The 7,796-nt window shown below is 65.8% G+C and carries 5 protein-coding genes; 1 reads left to right on the forward strand and 4 read right to left on the reverse strand.

Annotated features, from left to right (window positions below):
* The first annotated feature begins 189 nt into the window (after window positions 1-189).
* The gene (locus H8R17_RS44010; protein WP_262506012.1) at window positions 190-1,944 is read left to right on the forward strand and encodes an IS1182 family transposase; all 1,755 of its coding nucleotides are present in this window, start codon (window positions 190-192) and stop codon (window positions 1,942-1,944) included.
* Between the two features lie 175 nt (window positions 1,945-2,119).
* On the opposite strand, the gene H8R17_RS44015 is transcribed toward H8R17_RS44010, so the two are convergent.
* From H8R17_RS44015 to H8R17_RS48325, 4 genes are all read right to left on the reverse strand, one after another.
* A complete protein-coding gene (locus tag H8R17_RS44015; protein ID WP_187828776.1) occupies window positions 2,120-3,013 on the reverse strand; it encodes a carbohydrate ABC transporter permease in 894 nt (297 codons plus the stop codon).
* Complete coding sequence (locus H8R17_RS44020; RefSeq protein ID WP_187828778.1) at window positions 3,010-3,954, reverse strand: carbohydrate ABC transporter permease; 945 nt, start codon at window positions 3,952-3,954, stop codon at window positions 3,010-3,012. Before H8R17_RS44020 ends, H8R17_RS44015 begins: the two co-directional genes overlap by 4 nt.
* A gap of 8 nt (window positions 3,955-3,962) precedes the next feature.
* Window positions 3,963-5,384, reverse strand: a complete 1,422-nt coding sequence (locus tag H8R17_RS44025; protein WP_187828777.1) for a sugar ABC transporter substrate-binding protein — start codon at window positions 5,382-5,384, stop codon at window positions 3,963-3,965.
* Window positions 5,385-5,926: 542 nt separating this feature from the next.
* Window positions 5,927-7,705 carry a cellulase family glycosylhydrolase gene (locus H8R17_RS48325; RefSeq protein ID WP_316959737.1) on the reverse strand — a complete coding sequence of 593 codons (1,779 nt, stop codon included), beginning with the start codon at window positions 7,703-7,705 and terminating at the stop codon, window positions 5,927-5,929.
* Between the last annotated feature and the right edge of the window lie 91 nt (window positions 7,706-7,796).

The raw sequence follows: 7,796 nt of genomic DNA on the forward strand, positions 1-7,796 counted from the left end.
AGCTTGACTCTGTCGGGGATCTTGGAGTTTCGCGGCGCGACAGCATGATCAACGGGCATGCTCGGGTGGTTCCGATGACCGATGCAGTCTTCGAGGTGCCCGTTGTCCCTCCGTCCCCGTTCCGGCGAGCAAGTCCCGCCTCTAACCGCGCAGGTCGCGCGGGCGAGCAACCCGGGCGGCACGACGGCGATGTGGGTGAGAGACCGGCTCGGTGGGCTGTGGCGCGACGAGGACTTCGCCGACTGGTACCCGCGCGACGGGCGCCCCGGCCTCTCGCCCGCCCAGCTGGCCACCGTCTGCGTGCTGCAGTTCCTGCTCGGTCTGTCGGACCGTCAGGCCGCCGAGGCGGTCCGCTGCCGCATCGACTTCAAGTACGCCATGGCCATGGAGCTGGACGATCCCGGCTTCCACCACAGCGTGCTGGCCGACTTCCGTGACCGTCTCACCGAGGGCGACCGCGCCGACCACCTCCTCGACCTCGCGTTGGCGCGGCTCAAGGAGACCGGGCTGGTGCATGAGCGCACCACGCAGCGCACCGACTCCACCCACGTCCTGGCCGCGGTCCGTGACCTGACCCGCCTGGAGCTGATCACGGAGGCGGTCCGCGCGGCGCTGGAAGAAGTCGCCGGCACTGCCGGTCATCTGCTGGACGGTCTGGTCGATGAGGACTGGGGGCGCCGCTACGGTCGGCCGGTCCGTCTGGGCAAGAACCCCACCAAGCCCAAGACCAGGATCCTGGCCACTGGCAACGACGCCGTCCGGTTCCTGGAACACCTCTACCGGCGCGGGACGGACCGGGCGTTCGGCCCTCGCGTCCAGGCTCTGCGCCAGGTAGTGGTGCAGAACTACTACCGCGACGCTGCTGGCCGCTTGCTCTGGCGCACCGACGAGGACGGCGGGCCCGGGCTGCCGCCCTCGTCCCGGGCGATTGTTTCTCCCTACGACACGTCGGCCCGCTACGCGCGCCACGGACACATCATCAGCTGGAAGGGGTTCGCCGCTCATCTGACCGAGACCTGTGCCCCCGACGGCCCCAACGTGATCACGGACGTGGCCACCACCGCGGCCACCACGCACGACAGCAAGGTCCTGCCTGGCATCCACACCCGTCTGCGCCGCCGTGGCCTGCTGCCCGCCGAGCATCTGGTCGACAGCGGCTACACCTCCCTGGTTCACCTGGAACAAGCCGCGCGCGATCACCAGGTCACCGTCTCCGGGCCACTGCGGGGCAACCCCACCCGGCAACACCGCCGCAACGAGGGCTTCGCCCGGGACGACTTCCACATCGACTACGACCGCCAGCAGGTCACCTGCCCCCAGGGCCAGGTGAGCCGGGGTTGGCACGGCCCCTACCCGACCTCCTCGCCGACCGCGGCCCCGCTGATCGTGGCTCGGTTCGCCAAGAGCCAGTGTCACCCCTGCCCGGACCGCACCCAGTGCACCACCTCCCGCGAAAGCGCCCGGAACGTAGGCTTTCCTCCGCGCGAACTACGCGACCTGCAACTTCGCGTTCGAACCGAGCAGCAGACCGCCGAGTGGAAGGCCCGCTATGCGGTCCGCTCCGGGGTCGAGGGCACGGTCAACGAGTTCGCCCACGGCCACGGCCTGCGACGCTGTCGCTACCGAGGGCAGAACAAGGCCCACCTCCAACACGTCCTGACCGCCATCGCCGTCAACATCGAGCGCCTCAGCGGACTGCCACCGACCGGAGAAGGGCCCTCGCCCCGGCAGCCGACCGCCTTCCAGAGCTACCTTNCGCCGTCAACATCGAGCGCCTCAGCGGACTGCCACCGACCGGAGAAGGGCCCTCGCCCCGGCAGCCGACCGCCTTCCAGAGCTACCTTAATCAACGCGAGATCCCTCGCCTCAAGTCCTGGCGAACTCTCGGCAGCTGACCTCTCCAGTTCCAAGATCCCCGACAGAGTCAAGCTAAGGGGGTGGTAAGCAGTGCTGAAGAGGGTGTTCATAGCGCCGGATCCGGGGCGGACGCGGCTGCGCTTCGCGACGCGGGCTGTGCTGGGCATCGGTCTCGCGGTCGTCGTGTGCGGCCTCGCCGGGCACTCTCGGCGCGGGCTTCGATGTCACCATCGGCGACCGCCAGAACCAAGCGTGTCGAGAATTATCCCTTCAAGCCCGAACTGACAACGCCGCGGATGAAGTAGCGCTGAGCGAACAGGAAGATCACCAGAACGGGTACCACGTAGAGGGTGGCGGCGGCGGCCTGCACCGTGGCGTCGGGGTTGCCATGCGGGTCGAGGTAGAACGAGGCGATAGCGACCGACAGTGTGGTGTGGTCGGGATCGAGGAACAGAGCCGGGGCGATCCAATCGCCCCAGGTCCAGGTGAACGAAAGCAGGAAAGAAGTCAACAGCACGGGCCGGGACAGCGGCAGGAAGATCTGCACGAAGATCCGGCCGTACCCGCACCCGTCGATGATCGCCGCCTCCTCCAGTTCGGCGGGGATGGCGGCGAAGAACTGGCGGGACAAGAACACCAGGAATGGCGACGCCGCGAGGCCCCACATCACCCATGGCCAGTACGTGTTGACCAGTCCCACCCTGGCGAACAGCACGTACGTCGGGATCAGGGTGAGGATCTGCGGCAGCATCATGGTGGACAGCACCAACACGAACAGCGGGCGTTTGCCGCGCCCACGCAGGCGGGCGAAGCCAAACCCGACCGCCGCACTGGACAACGTCACAAGAGTCGCGAACACGAACGACAGGAACGCCGAGTTCCCCAGGTATGCCAGGAAGTTGATCTCGGTGAGGGCCTGCGTGAAGTTCCCCCACTGCGGTTCCTCCGGCAGGATCTTCGCCGGGATCGTCACCCATTCCGCCTTGGTCTTCAACGCGGCAAGCACAAGCCAGACGAACGGACCAACGAACAGTACCGCGAGCGCCATCAGGATCAGGTAGGTGCGCGCCGCGTTGCCCCGACGGCGTGGGCGCCGGCGCGGGGTAGCCGGCGGTGTGCTGACGGCGGGCGGCGTGGCCGCGGTGGTCTGCGTCATCGTTCAGCCTCACTGTCGACCTCGTAATGCACCCACAGCCGGCTGGACCGCAGCACGATGAGCGTGACGACCAGGATGACCAGGAAGAACACCCACAGCATCGCGGAGCCGTAACCGTAGCGATTGTTGGCGAAGTACTCCTCGTAGACCTGCACCATGAACAGGTGGGTGCTCTTCGGCACGTGAGTCACCTGGCCGACCTCGCGCGTCTGCGCCAGCAACAGCGGCTGAATGACGATCTGGAAGGTGAAGATGATGCCGGTCACCACCTGGAAGAAGATGACCGGCGAGATCATCGGAACGGTGACGTGCCGGAACACCTGCCAGCGGTTGGCGCCGTCGATGAGCGCCGCCTCTTCCAGCTCAGGCGGCACGGTCTGCAGGGCGGCAAGCATGATCACCATCCCGCCGCCGAGTCCCCACAGGATAAGGATGACCAGCGCGTAGAACGCGTTCGGGTCGACCAGCCAGGTGATCGGAGGGATGCTGATCAGATCGAGAATCTCGTTGAGGATGCCGACGTCCCGGTTGAAGATCAGCTTCCACATGATGGCCGTGGCGACCACCGGGACGACCGATGGCAGGAAGAAGATCGCCCGGAACAGGCCGACCGCCTTCAGCCGCTGGTTGAGCAGCACCGCCAGACCGAGCCCGCCGGCCACCATGAGCGGCACCGCGATCGCCGTGAACGCGAGGGTGCGGACCAGGCTGGCGAGGGCATCCGCGTCGCCAAAGAGCTCGGCGTAGTTGCGCAAGCCCACCCAGCGCCAACGTGGGCTGCGACCGTCGAAGTTGGTAAAACTGATCGCTAACGCGTAGCCGAGCGGTAGCGCCGTGAGCAGCGCGAAGCCGAGCAGCCACGGCGAGACGAACAGGTAGAACGTCCGGCTGGAGTACCGCTGCCAGCCTTTTCTGCCGCGCCGCGCCCCTTTCGTTGCCATGGCGGCCACTAGCCGATCTGGTCCTTGCCTTGCTTCAACTTTTTGTTGATCTCATCGGTGATCGCCTTGCCTGCGGCCTCGACGGTGACCTCGTTCTTGATGGCCCGCTGAAGGTGCTTGTCGAGTACGGGGTCCCATGCGGTGGCGCCGCCGATGTAGGGAGAGTCGGGCAGTTGCCCGGCGTACTCCAACTCGGCCTGCTGCGTCTGATAAACCTGCTTCTGGTACGGCAGTTCCTGTGGCATCAGCTCCAGCTGCGACTCCAAGGCCGGAATGCCCCAGCCGCTCTTGGCCCGGTCCTCCGACGGCTTCCCGGCCATGAAGTACTCCATGAGCTTCCAGGCCTCGGCCTTGTGCTTGGCCTTCGCGGGGATGTAGGCGCCCCAGCCCGCGTACGTCGGGCTGATCCGGTTGTCGCCCATCACCGGCGCAGGCGCCATCGCGATGTTGTTCTTGATCTCGTCGGACTCTTCGACGAAATTGCCGCCGTACCAGTAACCGTCTTGGGTGATCGCCATCCGCTTGGCGAGGAACAGGGACAGGTCGGCGCCGTCCGGCGCCGGGTCGAGGGAGGTGGGACCGACGCCGGCCTTGGCGAAGTCGACGTACCACCGCAGCGCTCGCAGGGCCTCCGGCGTGGTCATGTCGGTCTCGGTCAGGTCCGTGTTGTAGACCTCGCCGCCCTGCTGGAGAATCATCATCGAGATCGGCGCGTACAGGTTCCATGCCCATTCCAGGCCGAGGCCGTAGACCTGAGTCTTGCCGCCGCTCTTCTTGGTCAGCTTCTTCCCGATCTCCAACAGCTCGTCGTAGGAGATCGGCTCGGTCGTGCTCAGCGGCTCGATCTTGGCCTCTTCGAACAGCGCCCGGTTGTACCAGAGCGTCGCGTCCTGGCTCCAATCCTTGATGAGCCCGTAGTACGGGCCACGGCCGATCTGCTTGCCGTCCCACCGGAAGCTGTCGTTGACAGGCAGGAGGTCTTCCTTGTTCAACACGCTGCTCTTGTCCAGGTACGGGTCCAGCTCGGTGGCCAACCCCTGCGCGTTGGTCCGCGCACTGCCGACGGCCGGCCCGCGCACGAGGTCCGGCGGCTCGTTCGAGGCGAGCATCGCGTTGAGCCGGGTGCCGTCGTGCTCAATGAAGCTGATCTTGATATCGGGGTTCTTGGCCTCGAAGTCGGCGATCTGCTCCTTCGTCAGCTCGTTGTTCTTGTACATGACGGTCAGGACGGTCTTGCCGTCGCCGGACTCCGTGCTGGCGTTGCAGGCTCCGAGCAGCGGCACTGTCAACGCGCCACCGGCCGCCAGCGCCGAACTGGTGAGGAAGCGGCGCCGGCTGATGCGTTGGCCTGCCGGCGGTGTGGGGAGCTGGCTCGCGGCGCCGGCCGGAGCGGCGCCGATCAGCTGCGTGCGGCGGGGAAGCTGAGGCACGAGCACTCCAATCGAAGGACGCGTGAAAACGCTTTAACAATTGGGACTCGGAACGTAACTCCGTACCCTGAAGGTGTCAATACAAACGTTTAAACTTTCGATTGCTCGCGCCTACCGGCCGGCACCGTACCGCAGCGCCGTGGAGGCGACCGACGCGATCAGGCAGGTTCACCCCGGTCCGTCAAGGCCCGGACGTCCGGCTGACCCCCCACGCGGAGCGACTGGCCAAGCAGCGCGGTTCGGTCGCAGCGATCGACACCGCAGAACTACTGCTCACCACGACAGTCGACATCACGCCATTCGTTAGCACAACCAGCGGAAGCGTGCCACCTAGCCGGTTGTGAACAGCCGGTGCCGGTGGCGGAGGCATCGTCGCTGAGGGTGAATTGGGCTGCCCAGCCGACAGCGTTGTCGCCGTTACAGAACCCCGTGCCGGAATAACCGGAGTGGTTGAAGTCGATGGTGCCGTCGCAGGAGCCCGAGGCGGTGCGGTCCGGAGGGTATCGGAGAACCGGACACCCTCCTGACCGCCGCGGGAGATGTTATGCGTTGGGGCCTACTTCTATGTAGTCCACGTTGGGCAGCCCTGCTGTCGTGGTCGGATCCAGCCGGATGGTGTTGCTACCGGCATTCAGCGACATGGTCAGGGTTTTGGTGACCCACGCAGACCACGTGCCGGTGGATTCGAACGAGACGGTGTCCACTGTGGTCCCGTTGACGATCACGTTCGCCGGCCGGGCATTACCGTAACTGGCACCGTTGGCGAAGCGGACCTCCACCGTGGCCGTACCAGCGTCTGCCGGGGTCACCGTGAACTGCGCTGCCGCGCCGACAGCGTTGTCGCCGTTACAGAACCCGCTGCCGGAATAACCGGAGTGGTTCGTGTCGATACTGCCGTCGCAGGTCGCCGGAGAGTCTTCGGCTTCGAACCGGTCCGGTTCGGGCTCGGGCGCGGCCTCAAGGTCCAGATAGTCCACGTTGGGCAGCCCGGTTGCCATGGTCGGGTCGATCCGGATGGTGTTGCTGCCGTCGTTGAGCGACACCGGCACGGACGCGGTCGACCATGTCGACCACGAGCCGGTGGGCTCGAACGAGACCGTGTCCACCGTGGTCCCGTTGACGATCACGTTCGCCGGACGCGCACTGGTGCCACCATTGGCGAACCGGATCCCCACCGCCACCGTATCGTCGTCCTCCGGGGTCACCGTGAACTGCGCGTGGGCACCCACAGCCTGGTCACCGTTACAGAACCCGGTGCCGGAATAACCAGCATGGTCCGAGTCGATCGTGCCCCGACACACCGCCGGCGGGGACTCCGCCTCATAACGCTGCCCCGGAGGTTCAGTCGGCGGGCCGCCGTCGCCCCAGCCGTGCCTGAGGCGGTCGGCGCCAGTGGAGTTGCGGATGCTCACGCTCAGGTTGGTGCCGCTGCCGTGGAGCGCGAACATGGAGTACCAGTCGTAGTTCTGTCCAGCGGTGACCTTGCCGCCGAGAGCGGGCCAGTAGACCGCGCCCATGTTGAGTGCCCGCAAGGAGTCGGTGTCCGCCCGGATGTACCGGACGAAGTTGTTGGAGCTGTTCGCGTTGTGGTAGTTCAGGTCGGTGTCCATCGGAGCGCCGAACTCGGTCAGGATCGCGCGCGATGCGCAGTTGCCCAGTCGCTCCCGGAAGCTCTGGACCCAGCCGGCGTAGTCCTTCTCGCCGTAGAAGAAGGCGTAGTGGTGATAGGACAGGAGCGTCCCGTCGAGACGAGTGTCTGCACAGACCGGCCTGACGTCCTGGCTGTAACCGGTGCCGCCTACCAGGATCCGGCCCCTCGGAATCGACGAGCGAGCGTTGATCCACGACGCGGCGAGGTTGATCCATTGGGACGCGCTGTAACCGTGGGGTTCGTTCATCGGCTCGAAGTAGACCAGGCTGTCGGAGCCGTACTGGGCAGTGATGGTGTTCCACATCGAGTTGAAGGCGGACATGTTGGTGATCCGGCCGCCGGAGGCGGCTCCGTCCTCCCAGTAGGCGAGGATGACTTTGAAGCCTCTGGCGGTAGCGGCATCGATCGTGCCGCGATAGGCGTTCCACCACGACGAACCGACGGTGTGGGTATTGACCGGCAACCGGACGGTGTTGACGCCGAGTTGGTTCTCTAACCCGTTGTAGATGGCGTCCGCCTTGGCCCGGACGGTCGAGTAGTTGTCCGACTGGTTCAGCCCGTCGAGGACGAGCGGACCTCTGACGAAGTTGTCGCCCAGCACAGCCCAGTTCACGCCCTTGAACTGGGCTGTGTCCGCGCTGGCCGGTGATGTGCCGGCAAGTGCGACCACTGGCACTAGTATCCTGCGCCGAAAATTACGATCTTAAGTAACTGGCTTGTTTTGCGGTCGGAGGGCGAGTTTAGCGAGGTAGTCGGCGAGT

Source organism: Streptomyces sp. TRM68367, assembly GCF_014495685.1.
In the GTDB taxonomy this organism is placed as follows: domain Bacteria; phylum Actinomycetota; class Actinomycetes; order Streptomycetales; family Streptomycetaceae; genus Streptomyces.

Coding starts and splice junctions, on each gene's coding strand:
- H8R17_RS44015 (WP_187828776.1), bottom strand. CDS start 3,013: ATGACGCAGACCACCGCGGCCACGCCGCCCGCCGTCAGCACACCGCCG.
- H8R17_RS44020 (WP_187828778.1), bottom strand. CDS start 3,954: ATGGCAACGAAAGGGGCGCGGCGCGGCAGAAAAGGCTGGCAGCGGTAC.